The organism is Streptomyces sp. NPDC058051 (assembly GCF_042885475.1).
GTDB lineage: Bacteria > Actinomycetota > Actinomycetes > Streptomycetales > Streptomycetaceae > Streptomyces.
This window is the reverse complement of sequence record NZ_JBHVRW010000001.1, coordinates 596,131-614,429: the sequence shown is the minus strand read 5'-3', so window position 1 is coordinate 614,429 and position 18,299 is coordinate 596,131. Positions and strand designations below refer to the sequence as shown.

The following is an 18,299-nucleotide window of genomic DNA, read 5'->3' as shown; positions in this document are numbered from 1 at the left end:
TGATCAAGTTCCGTGGGTGTCCAGGTTGTACGTGATGCCCAGGACGGGGAGAGCTCGTTCTGGGTCGTCACGGATCGCCCGAATGGTTTTGGCGAGGTTGTCGGCCCCGAGGATGTTCGGCACGCCGATGACGAGTTTCGGAGGGCGGCCATGCGCGGGGTGCGGCCCCGGTGTGCACGGTGGCGGCGTCCTCATTGAAGGTGGCCATGCCGGGATGAGCCGAACCCTTCAGAGTCTTGCCGTCTACTTCGTCGATGCTCCCGGCGCCGGAGACGACCGCGCAGGTGCACGCCAGCAGGATCGCTGTCAGTGAATACCACCGGCCCCGCCGCGAGCGCGGGTCGGGACCGAGTCGAAGTAGGAACGCAGGTCAGCGACCTGGCCGGGACAGCGGGGTCCGGGAAGAGGTGAGGCCCCTGGTAAATGGGTCGTCGGCCAGGATCAACCTGTCCATCCGGAGCTTCACGTGCTTGTCTACCCATCAGGGACTGACCTGTCCAGCTCGGCCATCGCTCTCCGCCAGTTGGGCGGACGATTTACCGGCACGCGTAACCCGGCTGACACAGTGAGTGGTGCAACGCTCGTTCAGAGTGCTTGACGGATTGCATTTGCCAAGTCGGCTGCCGTTGTGGGAGCGATACGGGGCTTGTCAATGAGAGCGGTGTCGACGACTGCGGCGAGTCGGCGCGGCAGCGTGGACAGTCGGTCGCGTACGGGTATCGGCGACTCGTGCAGGACAACGTCGACCGGATCGGCGTCGGCGGGGAAGTCGCGCGGCGGCGAACCGGTGAGCATCCAGTACAGGCTGGCCGCCGTGGCCCACAGATCGACTTCGGGCCGTGCGTACTTGAAGTCGACGACCTGGCCGCGCGGCATGAAAGCCAGGGTGCCGCCCATAGCGCCGGTGAGGGTGTGGCCGGACAGGCCAGCGCTGTCGAACGCCTTGGACAGGCCGAAGTCGGCGATTTTGACGGTCGCGTGGTTCCTGGAGCCGGTGAGCAGGAGGTTCTGCGGTTTGATGTCACGGTGCACCAGTCCCCGGTGCACCGCTGAGGTCCCGTCAGCAAGCCGTACGGGCACCTCCGCGGTATGCGCGTAGTGCAGTCCGCGGAGCGCCTGGAGGGTCACGCCCACCGCTTGGTCGACGCTCAGCCTGCCGCCGGCTTGGGCTGCGAGGTCGGCGACGCTGCCCAGACGGCAGTACTCGCAGGTGAAGTAGAAGGTGTTGCCGTGCGCGCCGCCGCCGTGGAAGGCGACGACGTTGGGGTGGCGCAGGGCGCGCGTACAGGCGAACTCCCGCAGGAAGCCGTCACGGGCGGCGGGGTCGACGGCGCCGTAAGCCAGCAGGGTCTTGAGGGCGAGGAGTTCCCCGGTCTGCTCGTCCCGGGCGAGGTGGACGACGCCCTGTCCGCCGCGGCCGAGTTCCTGGAGGAGGCGGTAGCCGCGGATGCCGGCGACGCCGGGTTCTCCGGCCTCGGCCGCGGCCATGAGTGCATGCACGGCGTCGACGGGGTCTCGTGCCTCGGCGAACGCGGTCTCAGGTTCCGCCGCCTGGACGGAGACCCGCAGCACCGCGCCGCCGACGCCGATCTCGTCACCGTCGGCCAGGTCCCGCCCGGCCGGACCGGGCGCCACTCGCTCGCCGTTGACGTACGTGCCGTTGCGGCTGCCGAGGTCCCGTACCCGCACCTGCGGGGGGTTGACGTCGAGCATGCAGTGGTGCCGGGAGGCCCCCTTCTCCGTTCCGGCCAGCCGGATACCGCATTCGCGAGCCCGGCCGACCAGGCACGTCGTGCGGTCGCCGAAGACGTACGCAGTGGCCGCCGGCGCACCGTGCAGGGTCAGGGTGACGGAGGACGGCATGTCACCACTCGTAGTCCCAGTCGAGTTCCAGGCAGCGCACGTAGTCGAGTTCGGCCACCAGCAGCCGACGGGCGTCGGCGCTGAGGGCGAGGCCGAAGACCTGGCCCCGGTGTCCTTCAAGGACGCGCAGCCGCAGCCCCTGGTCCAGGTCCCACAGGTGCACGTCCTCGTCCGCGAGGCCGCAAACGGCGAACCGACCGTCCAAGGTGAGGACGACGGTGTTGATCAGGCCCGGGTCGGGGATCTCGCGGAGCACGCGGCCCGTCGCCGGGTCGAGGACGACCAGCGTCCCGTACCCGGCGATCACCGCACGCCGGCCGTCCGCGGAGACCTGAAGCGTCGCGATGTTGTACGGGCCCTCCACCGAGTAGATCCTGCGACCGCTCGCGGCGTCGTAGGCGTGCACGCCGAACTGGCCGTACTCCAGAAGGCTTCGGCCGTCCGGAGCGAAGCGCAGGTTCGCCCCGCCCGGGCGCCCGATGTGCCGCCACAGACGCCGGCCCGACGCCAGGTCCCAGCCGCAGAGCTCGTCCAGGTCCGAGCGCCGCCGTCGGTCCTCCTCGGCGCCGGTGAAGGCGTTCGACGCCCCGTACCGACGGTCGGGGCTGATCGCGACGGCGCCCACCGGCCCCTGGTGGCCTCGGAAGCCGGAGGACGGCTCCGCGTACCGTTGCTGCCGCTGCACGTCGTCGACGTCCCAGAGGCACAGCGTTCCGCTGTCCTCGCCGGTCAGCAGCCAGGCGCGGTCATGGGTCAGGGCCACGGCCCGGATGTCGTCACGCTCCAACAGGACGGTCCGGTCGTCCCTCAGATCGAGCAGGGCCGCCTCTGACCGGCCCGGGACGACCGCTGCGGCGCCGTCGCCCGTCATCAACGGAGCCGCGGCAGCTGTGACCATCGAGGCGATCATGCGGTTGCGCCGGGCGTCGGCGGCGTCGCACAGCAGGAACCGGTCCGGGAACAGCCCGGCGAGGAACACGCTCGTGTCCCCGACGAAGGCCATCGCCGAGGGACTGCCGAGACGCCCGGTGAAGTCGAACGTCTGCCAGGCACCGAGCAATCCTGTGCGCCGCCCGTGCCGCCCGAGCGCGCTCCAGACGTGGAGCAGTTCGGGATTGCGTGCGTGGCCCGGCACGGCCCGCGCGGTGCGCAGGCAGGCGGCCGACTGCGCGTAGCGGCCTTCCTCGAAGAGCCGCTCGCCCTCACGCATCGCCGCCCGGAACCGCCCGGCGTGATCGGTCAGTTCACCGGCGGCCCGGGGCCGGGCGTACGCCCACGGCGCGCGGTAGCGCGGGACCGGCAGGGGCTGCACCCTGATCCGCCCGTCGAACACGGCCAGCACGGCACGGCTGCCGTCGCCGCTCACCGCGAGGTGGAACGTGTGCCGGGACATGCCGTCGTCGAACGTACGCAGGCAGCGGCCGGTCGCCGTCTGCACCGCCCGGAGCGGCTGACCGCCTCCGACGACGGCCAGCGAGCCGTCGGGCGTCAGCGCGAGCGCCGAGACGTCCGTCACGTCGTGGGGCACCTGCGCGGCGATCCGACCCGTCGTCACGTTCCACAGCACCATCGGCCCGTGCCACACCTGCAGGGCGTACCGTGCGCCCGGGGCCACTGCGGCCCTTCGCACGAAGCCGCCCCACGCCGAGGGCTGCTGACCGGACTGCCGCGGCTCGGTGAGAACGGCCCGGCACACACCCGCACCCGCATCCCACAGGCGGATCGTCGTCTCTCCCAGGCCGCCTGCGGTCACGGCGATGCCGCCGCCGTCACCGAGCTCCAGCGCGGTCATGCGTTCCGTCCCGCTCGGGACCGGGCCCAGAAGCCCTCCCGTGTCCAGGTGCCAGAACCACAGGTTGCCGTCCGCGTGCGCGGTGGCGCCGACCGACCCGTCAGCGCTGAGCGCGACCGAGGTGACGCCCTCGGCGACCGGGCCCGTCGGCAGGGGCAGCCGCTCGCCGCGAGCGAGGTCCCACGCCTCCGGCAGACCCTGCTCGCGGCCGACCAGGCCGATCCGCCCCTCGCTGTCCACCGCGACTGCCACGACGTGCGAGCCCCCGGACGTCAGCTCCCGCAGGCAGCGTCCGCTTCCCGCCTCCCACAGCCGTAGAACCCCCTGGTAGTCGCCGGATAGCACCAGGCCCCCGTCGGCCGTCACCGCCACGGCGCTCACGACCCCCTCGTGGCCGGCCAGGACCACCGGGCGAGCCCCCGGATCACGTGCCAACTCCGCCAGCGCTTCCGCGGTTTCGGCCGGTTCCGGTTCCCCCGGGGCCACTGGGCGGAGGAGTTCCGCGGCGCGTTCGCGGTCGTCGCGCTCCAAGTGGACCAGACCGATCAGCCGCGCGCCCAGGGCGTCGTCGCCGCCGATCTCACGGGCGGACGTCAGTTCGGCGACGAGTTCCGCATCGGTCTTCCGAGCGTCGCGCCACCGGTGCAGACCGAAGTTGAAGGTGGTGATCAGGCTGTGCGGGTCCGCCGTCATTGCCTCCCGCCACCGCTCCTCGGCCTCCTCGGTGCGCCCGAGGTCGAGCAGGGACAGCGCCTGGTTGGAGAGCCCGTCCGCCAGCAGCGCGGCCGCCTCCGGGACCGGCCGCGGGTACGGTGTGCCGAGCACGTCGCCGTACACCTCGCTCAGGACGCCGGCGACCTCGTCCAGTCGGGACGGCCGCGCCGTGACGGCGGTCATGAAGCACTGGCGCAGCAGCCCCGCGACGGCCGGAGGCAGGGGCGGCACCCGCGGATCCTCCGGGCCGCCGGCCATCAACCCGTCGAGTGCCTCGGCGGCGGCCTGGCCGTAGTCGGTCGGCCGGCGGCCGGTGAACATCTCCAGCACCGTCAGCGCCCACGACCACACGTCCGTCGCGGGCGTCAGCCGGATCTCCCGGCGCCCGGCAGCGGCGAGTGCCTGCTCCGGTGAGCAGTACGGCCGCGTCATGCCGCCGAAGGTGACACCGGACGCGGTCGTCCCGTCGGCGTCCGGCGCGCGCGCCCCGGCCAGCCCGAAGTCGGTGACCTTGGCGATTCCGTCGGGTTCGAGCATGACGTTGGCGGGCTTGACGTCCTGGTGGACCAGGCCGGTGTCGTGGGCGTGCTGGAGGCCCCACGCCGTCTGGACGGCGACGTCGAGGACGCGCGCGAGGGCAGCCCGGGATCCGCCCTCGTAGAGGCGGCCGCCGGCAACCGCCTCGGCGAGGTCGCCGCCGTCCACCCACTCGGCGAAAACCCGGGGCACACCGCCGACGGTGCGGACGTAGGCGCAGTTGACGGTGTGCGGGTGCAGGCCCAGGCCCACCCAAGTGCCCGCCTCGGCCTCGAACCGGCGCCTGCCCTCCGGCGAGGCGACCCGCTCCGGCCGGGGCGTCTTGACCGCGAGGTCCACGTTCCAGCCCAGGTGCCGGACCCGCTGGACCGTCCCCATGCCGCCGCTTCGCACATCGTCGAGCACCTCGTACAGGTCGAGAACCACCTCGCCGGGCTGCCAGACCGTGGACGCCATCGCCGCGCCGTCAGTCGGCCAGGGCCACGTACAGGGGGCTGCCGAGCAGTACCCGCATGCCGGGGCGGGCGTCGAGTTCGGGGTACGGGCTGGGGCCGGTCAGCAGGCGCCGGGCGACGAACTCCACGGTCTGCCGGGGGCCGCGCAGCAGCCGCCCCGCGGTGTGCACCCAGGCCAGGGAGGGCTGGTCGGCGGGCATCTCGACACCGTCGGCCGACAACGCCGAGGCCAGACCGGCCAGGAGCGTCGGCACCGAGGACGGCGCGAAGTCCTGGGCCTGCGGCGCGCTCGAACCGAGGACGTGGCTGCCGGCTCCGCCGAGACCGAGGATCGTCTGCTCGGTCCGGCCGCCGAAGTACACCAGCGCCCCGCCGCTCGCGCCGGGCAGTAGCCCCCACTGCATGGGCAGCCTGCCGCGGAAGTACGGTCCCGGCTCGTCCACCGATCCCGTCTGCCCGCTCTCGTCCAGGTGCCGCAGGACGCGCTCCAACTTGGCCGTCCGGTCGGGCGCAGGTGCTTCGACGCTGCGCCTGACGTTGAACAGCTTGAGACTCAGGCCGGCTTCGGTGGTGCTCCGTCGTTCGAAAGCGGGGTCGACCTGCGCGAGCAGCATGTCGACCTTGGCGTCACTGATATACAGGTAGTAGCGCACCGTCACCTTCATAGGCTATCGCGCCGCGGCCTCACGGATCCCGGTCTCGTCCATCAAGTTCCAGAAATACCCCGTCCATCAGCTCCAGCCCAAAGCTTGACTCCAAAGGGCTCGGCTCATCCCGGCACGGCCCGTCGTCACCTGCTGTCGGCCGTCAGCCACGGCACCGTCGTGACGCTCGCCCAGGCTGAGGTCCGGGACGACTCAGAACGAGCACTCCCCGTCCTGGGCATTACCTACAGCCTGGACACCCACGGCACTTGATCAAGCCCTGGTCAGCGACGGCCGTCCTTCCTTCCGCATTGCGGGACAGAAGGACGGCCGTCGGTCAGCGGGCACGTGCCCGGCTGGTGGTCACGTCGATGGTGACCATCGCGGGCACCCGGCCGCGCAGCTCGGCCAGGCGCCGCCCGGTCGGACGCACCACGATCAGCCGGCCGGTCGGGCGGAGCACTCGGTGGAACTCGGCTGGGTTGCGGGGTGCGAACACGTCCACTGCGGACGTGTTTGCAGTTCTCGTGCCGTGTCCGGAACGAGATGTCGGGGCGGTACTCCGAAGACGCTCCGGGAGCGCACTTTCCACGAGCTGACTCCCGCCTCCCGGACAGCTGCGTGAACCGAGGAGCTGCGCCGGGCCGGCGCATGGTCTGTGGCTCGTGCGAGCTACGCGCAGGTGTCCACCCTGCGGTGACGATTCCGGGCCGCCGGATCCGTAGCGTTCGAGCCCAGTCGCGGTGCTCCGTCCGCGTGTCCGGCTTCCTCGGCTTCCTGACATCGGTTCTTGCGGTGCTTGTCTATGGGTGGGTGGTGCGACGGACCGAGCGCCGCCCGGCCACGGAGGTGTCCCGGGAAGGCGCAGGGGCCGCCGTCGGCCGTGGGGTGTTGATGGGCGTCGCATTGTTCGGGGCCGTCATCGCGAACATCGCCTTCCTCGGGGACTACGAGGTCAACGGTCTGGGCTCGGTTACGGGGGCGGTGGGGCTGTTCGGCTTCATGGCCGCCGCCGCCGTGAGGGAGGAACTACTGTTCCGCGGCATCCTGTTCCGGATCATGGAGGAACGCGTCGGCACGTGGATCGCGCCGGCACTGACCGGCACACTGTTCGGCCTGTCGCACCTGCTCAACCCGCACGCCGGCTTGTGGGGCGCCATCGCCATCGCGATCGAGGCCGGCGGCATGCTCGGCACCGCGTATGCGGCCACCCGCAAGCTGTGGGTGCCGATCGGTCTGCACTTCGGCTGGAACTTCGCCGCATCCGGCATCTTCAGCACCGTGGTTTCGGGCACCAACGCCCAGCAGGGAATACTGGACTCCGCGACATCGGGCCCGCAGCTGATAACCGGTGGTGACTTCGGCCCGGAGGGAAGTCTGTTCTCGGTAGTGTTCGGCGTGGTGTTGACGGTCGTGTTCATGTGGCTGGCCCGTCGGCGTGGCCATCTGGTGCCCCGCCGTCGGCACGCCGACCGGGTCGAGGCCACCACTACACTTTCCCGGTGACCAATCTTCGGCGGGTTCCGGAGCTGTGGCGCCGGTTCGACGTCACAGTCCGCGATCTCTTCCTCGGGCTGCTGCTCCTCGCCGCGTCGCTCTTGCCGGTGTTCCACCGGCACGGGACGCAGCTCGGCGGCATGCCGGCCCACCCCTTCGACGCGCTGGCCGCCGTGACAGTCGCCCTTGAGTGTCTCCCGCTCGCCATGCGCCGGCGGTGGCCGGTCGTCTGTCTCGCCCTGGTGTCGCTCGGCTTCGCCGTCGATCAGCTCCGCGGCTATCACCTGCCCGCGGGCGCCGCGCTGCTCATCGCGTTGCTGAGCGGGGGGTCGCATCTGGAGCGGCACCGGCGCGCCACCGTGCTCCTCCTCTCCGCGGCGTACGTGCCGCTGGCGGTCACGCTCTTCCGGCTCGGTTCGGGCGAGCCGCCGGGCGAGTTCGTGACGTTCTACCTGGCGCTGGCCCTCGCCTGGGGCGCCGGGGCGTGGCTGCGCTCCACTCGTGCCGCGGAGGCGGAACGTCGCCGCCGCGTCGCCGAGGACATGCGCGTCGCCGAACGCGCCCGCATCGCCCGCGAGCTCCACGACATCGTGACCCATCACGTGACGGCGATGGTCGTGCAGGTCGAGGCGGCACGCTATCTGACCGCCTCGCCCGATCGCCTCGACCAGACCCTGACCACCGTCGCCGAGACCGGCCGACGGGCCATCACCGACCTGCGGCACCTGCTCGACCTGCTCAACCCCGACCACGGCACCGAGGCCAGGACGCCGACCGTCGGCAGACTTCTCACGCTCGTTGAGCAGTCCCGCCGGGCCGGGCAGCCGGTGGAGTTCACCGAGGAGGGCACGCCGGCGGAGCCGACCGGCAGCGCCGGCCTCGTGGCCTACCGGGTCGTACAGGAAGCCCTGACGAACGCCCTCAAGTACGCCCACGGCAGCCGCACCTCGGTCCAGGTGCAGCACGGCGAAAGGGAGATCACCGTGGAGGTCGACACGGACGGTTCCGGCTCGCAGGCCCGGATCCCCAGCGGGAGCGGGCGGGGCCTCGCCGGTCTCCGCGAGCGGGTCGACGTCCTGGGCGGCGAATTCAGCGCGGACCGGCGGCCGGGCGGCGGCTTCGTCGTGCGCGCACGCATACCCGCGGGGAGCCCGTCGTGACCGCGCCGATCCGGGTCCTGGTCTGCGACGACCAGATTCTGGTCCGCACCGGGCTGGCGACGATCATCGACGCCCAGCCCGACCTTGAAGTGGCGGGCGAGTGCGGGGACGGGCAGTCCGGGGTCGACCTCGCCGGCCGGCTGCGCCCCGATGTCGTGGTGATGGACATACGCATGCCGGTGCTCGACGGCATCGAGGCCACCCGCCTGCTGGCCGGTGCCGGGGTGCCTCATCCCGTCAAGGTGCTCGTGGTGACAACGTTCAACCTGGACGAGTACGTCTACGAGGCACTGCGTGCAGGGGCGAGCGGGTTCCTGCTCAAGGACGCACCTCCGGCCCAACTGCTCCACGGAATCAGGACCGTGGCCATGGGCGCGGCCCTGCTGGACCCCGAGGTGACACGCCAGCTCGTGGGCAGGTACGCCGCCCGGATCCGGCCCACCAAGGGCACTCCGCACGACATCCCGCTGACCCCCCGCGAACTGGAGGTCCTCCGCCTCATCGCAGCCGGCCTCTCCAACAGCGAAATCGCCGGAACCCTTGTGATAAGCCAGGAGACCGTCAAAACCTTCGTGTCACGCATCCTCACCAAACTCGGACTCCGCGACCGCGTCCAAGCAGTCGTCTACGCCTACCGCCAGGGCCTGGTGACCTGAGGCAGGAACGAAGGTTTCGACCGGGACGACTTCCACATCGACTTCGATCGGCAGCACGTCACCTGTCCCCGGGGCCAGGTCGGCAAGGGTTGGCACGGCCCCCTGCGCGACCTCCTCAACTCGGTTTAAATCAATGCCCTGTTGCGGGAGTGCGTCGACCGGCTTCAGTGAGACCGGTGCTCGCCGTCATCGGCTTGCGCCATCGTCCCGTCGGCGCGCGCTCCACCGGCGGCGGTACCGAACCGGGGCAGTAGCGCCCTGATCGCGGCTCATGCCAAGGGAGGGGTCCGCGGCGGAGTCCTGCCATCCCGCGGAGAACCCTTCGCTCCAGGGGGCCTCGCCCAGGAACGCCGCTACGGCCGGCCCGAGGGCGACCGGATACAGTGCGCGAGACGGCAGTCCGGTCAGAGAGGGAAAGCGTGACCGACACCAGCAACACCCGACCCGCTGACAGCGAAGCGCAAGCTCCGATACAGAGCCGACTGCACCGCCTGATGCGCTGCATCCCCCTGATCGCCCCCGTCCTGCTGTGGGCCGTGCCCTGCTGGGTGCTCCTGCACAGCGGGCAGCACTGGCCGCTGCCGGTCACGCTCGCCGGCACCGCTCTGTTCGCCCTCGGCCTCGTCGGCATGCCGCTCGCGATGGTGCGCGGCCACGGTCGGCGCCAGCAGGACCGGGCGGCGATCGTTGGTGACACCCTGCTGGGCACCAGTTGGGTTCTGTTCACCTGGTCCATTCTGCTCGGCGTCCCATTGCGGCTCGTCCTGACCGTGGCCGGCGTCGACGAGAGTCAGGGCCGGGCTCGAATTGTCACCTGGGCCGTCCTCGGCATGACCGCCGCACTACTCGCCTGGGGGTACGCCGAAGCCCGCCGCGTGCCCCGCGTGCGTCGACTCGACGTGCAACTCCCCCGGCTGGGTGCCGGGTTGGACGGCATTCGCGTCGTCCTCATCACCGACACCCACTACGGTCCCCTCGATCGCACGCGCTGGTCGGCACAGGTATGCGAGACGGTGAACACCCTGGAAGCCGACCTGGTCTGCCATACCGGCGACATTGCGGACGGCACGGCCGAACGCCGCCGCGCCCAGGCAGCCCCACTCGGAACCGTGCGGGCCACCCGGGCCCGTGTATACGTCACCGGCAACCACGAGTACTACAGCGAGGCCCAGGGCTGGGTCGACCTGATGGACGAACTGGGCTGGGAGCCGCTGCGCAACCGCCATCTGCTGCTCGAACGCGGAGGCGACACCCTCGTGGTCGCCGGCGTGGATGACGTCACCGCCGAGTCCTCCGGCCTGGCAGGCCACCGCGCCCACCTCGCCGGAGCGTTGAACGGCGCCGACCCCGACCTGCCCGTCCTGCTCTTGGCACACCAGCCCAAGTTCATCGACCGGGCGGCAGCCGACGGCATCGACCTCCAGCTCTCCGGCCACACCCACGGCGGCCAGATCTGGCCCTTCCACCACCTGGTCCGTATCGACCAGCCCGCCCTCGCCGGCCTCAGCCACCACGGCACCCGCACCCTCCTCTACACCAGCCGCGGCACCGGCTTCTGGGGCCCGCCGTTCCGCGTCTTCGCCCCCAGCGAGATCACCCTGCTCGTGCTCCGCTCCCCGCACCTGCCCACCTCGCCGTAGCACTGGCGGACCGACACATCCGCTTGGAGGGTTCGTCTGCACCGCCGCCGACCCGAGCAGATTCCTCACAGCGCCGCAGTCAGCAGGCAGCATCCCGTCCCGCCGAGGTAGTGGACCCCGACAATGCCCAGGGGCAGGTCCGGGCCACTGACCGTTCCCGCCAGCCGGAGGACATCGTCGCCGACACCGCGCACGTCGCCGCGGCTGGAGATCGGGGCGCCTGGCCAGACGTGGCCGGCCAGTTGCTCGGCGCACTGCAGGTCAAGGGAGGTCAGTCCGCTGAGCACGACATGCGACGGCTTCCTGCCGTTCGGCAGGCCGGTGGGGACGCCGGTGAGGTCCATCGCGACGGTGGGCTGGGAGGGGACGGCTGGGCTGACCAGCGAGCATGCCTGCAAGAGGGGGTGGCCGCCGTCCGGCGTCCCTGGCTGTAGCTTCAGGGCGCTTGCTCCCCCGCGCATGTGCGGCAGGTCGTCGCAGCGGAGCAGCCCCAGGGCCTGCGCCAGGACGCCGTGGACCAGATCGACGCCGCAGACCACGACAGAGTCGGCCCGGTCCAGCGCGATGAGGTCCTGGGCCAGCCCGAGGGCGGTCATGCTGGCCCCGGAGGAACCTATGAGGAGGAACAGCTCGCTGAAGCCAAGCCGGTCCGCCAGTGAGCGGATGGCGCTCTCCAAGGGCGGACCGGGGTCACGGGGAGACACCTCGGCGAGCAACGACTCGCCCGCGTCGGCGAGCATGGAACCCACGATCAGTGCGGTACGCCGACCGCCGACCGGGGCCAGCGTTTCGATGACCTGGCCGGCCAGCTCCGCGCACGACACGCCCTCGCTTCGGTGCGTCCGCTGGGTACAGGCGGTCATGGCAAGGGCCGGTGCGGTGTCGGCTCGTCGGCCTCCGAGCCAGAGTTCCGCTGTCGCGTGCGCCGTGGCGCCATCGGCCGTCGCGTCGGCAGCCACCAGCACCACCTGCTCGGCACGCCCGGCCGTCAGCCACACCTCAGCCAGAGTCCGAGCTCGTTCGAGGTCGGCGGGGACGCTGACGACCGGCCCCCAAGCGTGCAGCTTCTCCGCGATGCTCTTCGCCACCCGGCCCACCGGAAAGTAGGCGATCGCCCGGAAGAGATCGGTCGGCGCCCGCTCCCCGAGGCTCATCCGATGGGCGACATCGGCTGTGCGCCGGGCCACCATATGCTGGTCGCCACGCTCGGTGGCGAGGATCAGCCCGAGGCGGCCGCCCTCGGCGAGTTCCGGTGCGCCGGCACGAAGCTTGGCTGCGGCACCCCTGGCCGCGCGGGTCACGTGCAAGCCGTGACCGAACTGCCGGGCCCGCAGCACCGCTGTGGCAGCGTCGGAGGAAATCCCGTCCGGAAGCGGTCCCGGATCATCCGCACCTTCCTCGGTGAATCCATACGATGCCCGCTCGACGGCCAACAATCTCATAGCCGGGTCACACCCTTCCCCAGCCGGTAATGACACCTGCTGCGCATGCCAGTCCGCGAAGGCTGAGGGCGGGTAGATACCCCAATACACCTCACGCACCTGCGTGCCGTCCGGTGTCGGCACGCCGTACACCACGACGACGACCACCTGGTCCTTCTGCTGCAAACTCATGTTCATGCTCATCGTGGCGCGCCCAGTCGGCAGCAACGTTCCCAAGCTCTGGCGTCCGACCATGTTCCCGGACGGCGTCAGCTTGTTGTCGACTACCGACGGCGCGCCCCGATAGAACTCGCAGGCGACATTCTGGATCTCCTTGAAGCTGTTGTTGAAGACCTCGACCTTGACGTCAGCCGTGCCGTCACTGTTTCCCTGGAAAGAAATCGATCGACTGAACCTCTGCAACACCGGATCCATGGAATTTGGATACAGCGACTGCAGCATGACACTGGGTCCGTAATACCTTTCCCACAGTTTTCCGGGCATGGCAACTTGGTAACTTACCATCAGGCACCCCATCGCCTGATGGTAATAAATATAGGGTGTGATCTGGTATTCGTAGCCGATGTCTTTGACACTGCCCGATGTGACGGTGATGTTCATGGTGGTGGTGTGCGACAGCATCGTCGTCCGCACGTCCGACTCCGAGTATGTCTGTCCTTCGCTCAGGTCCAGCCCGAAATCGATCGGGATGTAGTCGAGCAGGGTGGCGCTGACGGAGAAGTGCGCGCTGTCCGTCGTGGAATTATGGACCATGAATGTCGTGCTGATGTTTTTACTGACCATCTGGGTCTGGTCGTAGTTCAGGGTGCTTCCGCTGGGCTCGTTGGTTATCGACATGCTGGTCAGGTTGAACAGCAGTTGGGACTCGTCGTAACCGTCCGGTTGCACATTGACATAGCTCAACAGGACGCCGTTCTGCGAGCGAGGTATGTAGCCCAGGCTGGGGTCGCTTGCGGGGATGATGCTTTGGACCGGCTCCGGCGTCATCGGGAATATCACCGCCATAGTGCCGTCCGGGGCGTCCTGGCTGGCCTTGCGGTAGACCGGGTAGGTCCAGACGTCGTAACTCATGGCGTACAACACGATCAGGTCGTCCACGGAAATCGTCGTGGTCGACTGCACGAGCCTGCTGGTGGAGTGGTCATCGAGCTGATCAAAGCCCTGGCCATAGGAGTTACTGACATGCTGTCCCAAGGTTTGCCCGGAAATTCCGATGGAAAGGCCGGTGTCCTGACTGAGCGTCCATACCTTGTTCGACGAGACATTGCATCCTGTGACCTTGGAGACGCTCTGGCCGAAGGTGAGGGTCGGATTACTGCTCGACACGTCACCGGCCTCGAACGGCGGCGCCTGAATGACAGCCAGCAATTGCCCCTTGCCCACCGACTGGCTGAGCGTCGGCGGACCGAGGATCACGCTCTGCCCAGTGACATCGCTCGGCAATGCGAAGAAACCGGACTGGTAGTCGGTGGTCATCACGTTCGTCAAGTGCTGTGGGAGACCGGGCGAATTGTTCAACCGTGGGAATGTCTTCCCGACCACGTCAACGGGCACCAGGCCGGCCAGAATGGAAGCCTCCCCCTTCATGAGCTGGTCGAAGGTGGCGCCACCGCCGACGACCAGCACCCCCAGCACTCCTGCGGGCGCATCGGCCGATGCCGCCGCCTGGTCCGGAGGCAGTGCCTCCCCGAACAGACCCACCGCCAAGCGCAGGTCGATTGAGGCGAGAGGTTGTGAACCGGTGTTCGCCGCCGCGTACTTGCTGAGTTGCTTCAGGCTCTGAGTGCCGTTGGCCCCCTCCTCCAGCTCGAACAGCAGCAGCGCGGCGCAGCCCTTCACGGACTGATAGGTCGCGCTGTATCCGACCACCAGTTGGTCGACGCCATTTCCGAGCAGGTCGCCGGCGGCCACCCGGAACACCGCGCCCTCGGGCGGGGCGAAGCTGAGATCAGGGGTGGCCGTCGCGACCGGAACCAGAGTCTGGTTGGTCCAGCCGAGCACAGTGACGTTCAGGGCGCCCTGCGGATCGGGACAGGTCACTACAACCTGCTGGTCCGAAGTGCCTGCCGCCAGTGAGGCCGTGGTGATGTCGACGACAGCCGAATTCTGTACCGCGCCCAGCGAAATGGTGTTGACCGATGACATCTCTGGATTCGCACCCAGCACACTCGAACCGAGATCGTTGACCGTCAACTGCCCGTTGTGCACGGTGCAGACGATCGCGTGCGCGTCAAGTTGATTGCGTGCCAGCAGCGCCCCCACCACCCGGCCCGTGACGGTGGTGGGCAGGCGCAGCGGACTGGACAGGTGCCCGGTCGAGCAATCGAGCGATTGCAGGAAGATGCTCTTTGTGTCCTGGCCGAACAGCAGGAGGTGCGGATCCTGAATCTGCTGCGGATCGAGATCCACGATGTTGCTCAGGTTGGAGACGGGCCAGGTTCGCGAGGTGGCTTTGTCGTGGTCGCTTCCGATGATCTGCACGTTGTCGTCTGTCAGCACATAGACGTTCTGTACTGCGGCGTGCATATCAGTGGCCGCTTTGACGTCCCGGATCTGATCCTGTGCCTGCAGGTCGAGCGGCTCGACCGGGCTGCCACCGTTCGCGTTGTACATCACCCGGTTATAGCGGGCGGCGGGCGCGCTCCGGGGAGTTCCGATGACCGTGACATCCAGTACCTCATACAGCGTTTGGCCGAGTTGTAGCGGGTTCTGCGGCTGCGGTTGTTGGCTCCCGGTCATAACGTCTCTCCACACAGTGGATCAGTCGAACGTGAGCGAGTACCGGCGTGTCGGTGCAGTGTGGCATCAGGTTGCGGTGGGTTCCCTCAGGCGCTGACACGACAAAGCTCTGTCAGCGCACCTCGAATCGCACATCGGCGGAGCCGAAGCCGGACAGCAGGATCGGCTTGGTCTGCCGGCCCGCCAGCTGTTCCTGGTTGAGGTGGAAGACGAGTTTCCGCTCGGCGTCCGTCTCGGTGACCTTGCTCGCCCCGATTCTGGTACCCGCCGGCACACTAGCCATCAGCTCGACGTTCAGGCCGCCGTCCGGCATGGGCGTGCAGGTACCTCGGTAGGTGATGCCGCGGCGATCCGTTCCCGTGACCTGACCATCGTTCAGGCTGAACTGACCGACTGACACATCCCCAGAGGGAGTCCGCAGATGCACCTCGACAGTCGAGCTCTCCAGATTCACAGTCATGTTCGGACACCTATCCGCTGGTTGAGCAACGCGATCAACGTTTTGCTGAAGTCAGCAGTCAGGAAAACGTTCTGTAGCGTCGAGCGCAGCGCATCCTCCTCCTTGAAAGTGGAAAAGAAGTTGCCGATCGCTACCAGCCAGGAAGGCATCCCACCCGTATCCGGGGTGACGGTGACCGTCGGAGTGCCATTGACCACGACGCTACTCAGGGTCACGGCGTCTCCCAACTCGGCGACGTAGTAGAGCGAGTTGTTGCTGATGGTCTGGACGATGGCGCCGTGGCCGCTGGCGGTTGCGGAATCCGCTTTCTTTCCCAAGTCGTAGAGCGCGCAGGGCTGGCCGTAGCTGTAGTTGCCGGAGATTCCCAGCTGGGAGAACGACAACGGCAGGTGCACCGTGGTGCCGTCCACTGCGGCTGCGGTCTGGATCTTCACACCGGACATGCTGCCGATCTTGAGAGAGGCCAGCGTAATGGTGGCGTCACCGTCACTGCCCCAGCCCACCGAGCCCTCCCCCGGACTGTTGAAAGCGCTGCAGGCGCCGAGGTCGCCGGCATCGTACGTCTCCACCGGCAAACTCTGCTGCTGCGCCAGTTCAGGCAGCGTGTCCTGCACCCATGTCGCGATATCCGCCCAGGCGTCAACCACATCCTGCGGGGTGGCCATGAATGCCATCTCCTTTCTGCGACGGAGTTCGGCTACTGCACGGTGAGAGTGAAGGGGCAGTTCACCTGGCGATCCTGTGTCTGTCCGGTGACCCGCTGCTGACCGAGCTGCACGGCCGCAGGAACCGTCACGCGGACCATTTCAGAGTCCAAGTGCTGCAGGTTCAGCACATTCACGCTGCCGATGCGCAGGTACTTGATCTGGTTGAGGTTCTGACCAGACAGGGTCAATGGCGTCTGACCCCGAACGGCTGTGCGCGGTTGCATGCCCGTGATCTGCGTCACCCCAGGCGCTGCATCTACGGTGAAAATGGTCGAGCTCTGCGCACTGACGGGAGCCGGCTGCCTTTGAACCGTCACTTCGAAGTCGCCGCTCTGCGAATTGGCCAGAATGGTGACGTCGATCGTGCCGCCGCGTGCGTCGACAGCAGTCACATTGACCGTAGGCGATCCGCTCAGCAGCACCGTAGTGTTGCTGACACTCGCGTCTGATGGCATATCCGTCAGCGACAAGGTGACCCTCGTGTCGATGGGGCCATTCGTCGGATTGAAGCCCGTGATTTGCACTGTTCTCATTCCCCTCAATCGTTCCCCTCGATCGCATGGGCCGTACTTACGTCAGCCGACCCCTGAATCCGATCGAAGCAGGTGGCAGAAGGATTGATTCGCGCCGCACCCCGCGTCGGCAGGGACCTCGGGAGCCGTATGAGGCAATCTGCATGACTGCTGCGATCAGTCGTGATCGATGCCGATCGCAGGTCGAATCACCGAGCGCGGGTCGAGTGATCTGCTGGTGCGGTACGTTGGATGACCTTTTCGGAACCAGCACCCTGGTGAAATCAATCCCGCATCTCACCCCGTAGACATCACGCCAGGTCAACTGCGCCTTTAATGCCGATGCCGTGTCATAACCCTACCTCGCCCTAATCCATCGGATGAGGCGGAACTACTCCATACGGGTGACAGGCCGGCGGAACCTGTCAAAGTGGAGGCGGCGCGCGCGGTTCATTCCGCTCAGCACTCAGGCGGATCCGAGTGACACCGCTTGCAGCCGCTTGCCGAGCCAACTCGGCCACCAGGGCTCACCCCCTCCCCTGCCCCCGCCACAACGGGACGCAGTCCACCGCCGAGGCCGTCCGCACCCAGCTCGACGCCGTCGCAATCGCAATCGCCGTCGCCGTCGCCGTCGCCGTCGCCGACATGCTCGGACGACAGTTCCCCAAGACCGCCGAACACCTCGACGCCGCCCCGTACGACCTGCTGGCCTTCGCCGCCACCGCTACCGCTACCGCTACCAGTGGACCAATCGCAACCCGGCCCCTCGCAAGGCCCCGCCCTCGGAACGGCAAAGCGACTGAGACCGCCGATCGGGGCCCCCTCCCAAGATCCGGACCATACCCGGGCCAACGTCACCCGCGTCTGCTACGAGACCGGGGGCAGTCGGATAATGCCGGGCAGCACGCGTCATGCCACGCTATGACACCTCCCGGTGATCGTCCCGGGAGAACTCATGTGCGTCATCACGGAGCTGTCCACCACGGGGACGCCTGGCCTCCGTTCACCGATCGTGGAACCGATCGGCATCCCGTGTTCCCCGTGACAGCCATGGGGTGCCCGTGTTCAGAAAGACGCTTCATGCATCACCGCAATTGGGTGGGCGAGGAAACACGGCGGGGCGCGGGTCGGCTCCCGCTATGGCCGAGTCGAGGGGAGGATCGCGCCCAGTAGCCCCGGAAACGAGGCTTCCATCTCTGCGGTGCGCAGCACGTTGAGGGCTTGCCCGCCCTCACGATGGGTGGCGATGATGCCCGCATTGCGGAGGATCTTGAAGTGGTGGCTGAGGGTGCTCTTGGCCACCGTGGTATCGAATCGGCCGCACGCGATCGCTGTGTCCGACCCACTCAACTGCCGGACGAGATCCAGGCGCACCGGGTCCGCCAGAGCATGCAGGACAGCGGTGACCTCCAGGGAAGCAGGGTCCTGCGGGTTCGACGTCATAGTTCCTCCTTGTCTTTCAGACTACCCCCCTTGTTCTA

General features: G+C 68.3%; 12 protein-coding genes and 1 pseudogene. 4 read left to right on the top strand and 9 right to left on the bottom strand.

Annotated features, from left to right (window positions below; genetic code table 11):
- Window positions 1-585 precede the first annotated feature (585 nt).
- From ACFVUT_RS02565 to ACFVUT_RS02550, 4 genes and pseudogenes are all read right to left on the bottom strand, one after another.
- Window positions 586-1,863: a protein kinase gene (locus tag ACFVUT_RS02565; RefSeq protein WP_389643035.1), complete on the bottom strand. Its 1,278-nt coding sequence runs from the start codon at window positions 1,861-1,863 to the stop codon at window positions 586-588.
- A 1-nt stretch (window position 1,864) separates the two neighbouring features.
- On the bottom strand, window positions 1,865-5,362 hold the full coding sequence (locus tag ACFVUT_RS02560; protein WP_389643032.1) for a WD40 repeat domain-containing serine/threonine protein kinase: 3,498 nt from the start codon (window positions 5,360-5,362) through the stop codon (window positions 1,865-1,867).
- Window positions 5,363-5,372: 10 nt separating this feature from the next.
- A complete protein-coding gene (locus ACFVUT_RS02555; protein ID WP_389643028.1) occupies window positions 5,373-6,026 on the bottom strand; it encodes a DUF7019 family protein in 654 nt (217 codons plus the stop codon).
- Between the two features lie 346 nt (window positions 6,027-6,372).
- A pseudogene (locus tag ACFVUT_RS02550) lies at window positions 6,373-6,510 on the bottom strand (methyltransferase type 11); the annotation flags it as partial.
- Window positions 6,511-6,761: 251 nt separating this feature from the next.
- Between ACFVUT_RS02550 and ACFVUT_RS02545 the strand changes: the two are divergent.
- From ACFVUT_RS02545 to ACFVUT_RS02530, 4 genes are all read left to right on the top strand, one after another.
- Window positions 6,762-7,511 (top strand): CPBP family intramembrane glutamic endopeptidase, encoded by a 750-nt coding sequence (locus tag ACFVUT_RS02545; protein ID WP_389643025.1) that lies wholly within the window; start codon window positions 6,762-6,764, stop codon window positions 7,509-7,511.
- Window positions 7,508-8,662 (top strand): sensor histidine kinase, encoded by a 1,155-nt coding sequence (locus ACFVUT_RS02540; protein ID WP_389643022.1) that lies wholly within the window; start codon window positions 7,508-7,510, stop codon window positions 8,660-8,662. Before ACFVUT_RS02545 ends, ACFVUT_RS02540 begins: the two co-directional genes overlap by 4 nt.
- Window positions 8,659-9,318, top strand: a complete 660-nt coding sequence (locus ACFVUT_RS02535) for a response regulator (protein ID WP_389643019.1) — start codon at window positions 8,659-8,661, stop codon at window positions 9,316-9,318. Before ACFVUT_RS02540 ends, ACFVUT_RS02535 begins: the two co-directional genes overlap by 4 nt.
- Before the next feature lie 419 nt (window positions 9,319-9,737).
- Complete coding sequence (locus tag ACFVUT_RS02530; protein WP_389643016.1) at window positions 9,738-10,958, top strand: metallophosphoesterase; 1,221 nt, start codon at window positions 9,738-9,740, stop codon at window positions 10,956-10,958.
- A 65-nt stretch (window positions 10,959-11,023) separates the two neighbouring features.
- Here ACFVUT_RS02530 and ACFVUT_RS02525 read toward each other — a convergent pair whose 3' ends face one another.
- From ACFVUT_RS02525 to ACFVUT_RS02505, 5 genes are all read right to left on the bottom strand, one after another.
- A complete protein-coding gene (locus ACFVUT_RS02525) occupies window positions 11,024-15,139 on the bottom strand; it encodes a hypothetical protein (protein ID WP_389643013.1) in 4,116 nt (1,371 codons plus the stop codon).
- 112 nt (window positions 15,140-15,251) lie between these two features.
- Window positions 15,252-15,452, bottom strand: coding sequence for a hypothetical protein (locus tag ACFVUT_RS02520; protein ID WP_389643010.1), 201 nt, complete (start codon window positions 15,450-15,452; stop codon window positions 15,252-15,254).
- A gap of 143 nt (window positions 15,453-15,595) precedes the next feature.
- A complete protein-coding gene (locus ACFVUT_RS02515; RefSeq protein WP_389643007.1) occupies window positions 15,596-16,264 on the bottom strand; it encodes a hypothetical protein in 669 nt (222 codons plus the stop codon).
- Between the two features lie 32 nt (window positions 16,265-16,296).
- Window positions 16,297-16,839 carry an IPT/TIG domain-containing protein gene (locus ACFVUT_RS02510; RefSeq protein WP_389643005.1) on the bottom strand — a complete coding sequence of 181 codons (543 nt, stop codon included), beginning with the start codon at window positions 16,837-16,839 and terminating at the stop codon, window positions 16,297-16,299.
- Window positions 16,840-17,955: 1,116 nt separating this feature from the next.
- Window positions 17,956-18,261 carry an ArsR/SmtB family transcription factor gene (locus ACFVUT_RS02505; protein ID WP_389643002.1) on the bottom strand — a complete coding sequence of 102 codons (306 nt, stop codon included), beginning with the start codon at window positions 18,259-18,261 and terminating at the stop codon, window positions 17,956-17,958.
- Window positions 18,262-18,299 lie beyond the last annotated feature (38 nt).